The organism is Pseudomonas sp. TSO6 (genome assembly GCF_056098905.1).
In genome coordinates this window covers 1-696 of sequence record NZ_JBLZWV010000083.1, presented here as the reverse complement: position 1 = coordinate 696, position 696 = coordinate 1, and the positions used below count along the sequence as shown (strand labels likewise).

Genomic DNA, 696 nt, shown 5'->3' with positions numbered 1-696 from the left:
CCGGCAACACCTCGGCGCCGCTGCAGTTCGATGCCCCGGATATCACGCCACCTGGCGCAGTAAGCAATATCGTGGTCGGCGCTGATGGCTTGGCCCTGAGTGGCCGTGGTGAGCCGGGTGCCACCGTCGAGGTACGCGATGCCAACGGCACCGTGATCGGCTCTGGCGTAGTCGGTGCCAACGGCACCTTCCTGATTGACCTGAATCCAGCCGCGCAACCGGGCGAGCAGCTGAGCCTGGTGCAGACCGACCCAAGCGGCAACGCCTCGGTGGCCCTGGAGTACGACGTACCGCTGACCACGGCACCAGTCAGCCCGAGCAACCTGGCCATTGATGCCGACGGCACCACCCTCACTGGTTCGGCCCCCGCTGGCAGCCGTGTTGAGGTGCACGACGCCAACGGCACCCTGATCGGCAGCGCCATCGCCAATGCCGATGGAACCTTCAGCATCGAGCTGAGCCCGGCCCAGGCCAATGGCGAACTGCTGGATGTGGTCGCCATTGATGACAGCGGCGCGTCCTCGCTGCCTGCGCAAATCACCGCGCCAGACATCACCGCCCCGGCCAGCCCGACCGAACTGGCCGTCAGCGCTGACGGCACCGTGCTCACCGGCCGTGCCGAACCGGGCAGTACTGTGCGTATCCTGGCAGCCGACGGTACCGAACTGGGTACTGCTCTGGTCGGCCCGACCGGTG

Annotated in this window: 1 protein-coding gene; it reads left to right on the top strand. The window is 67.2% G+C overall.

The genetic code is table 11. The features are described 5' to 3' along the window. Positions 1–696: Ig-like domain-containing protein (locus tag ACN6NG_RS29865; RefSeq protein ID WP_474317517.1), on the top strand; the 696-nt coding region annotated here is incomplete at both ends.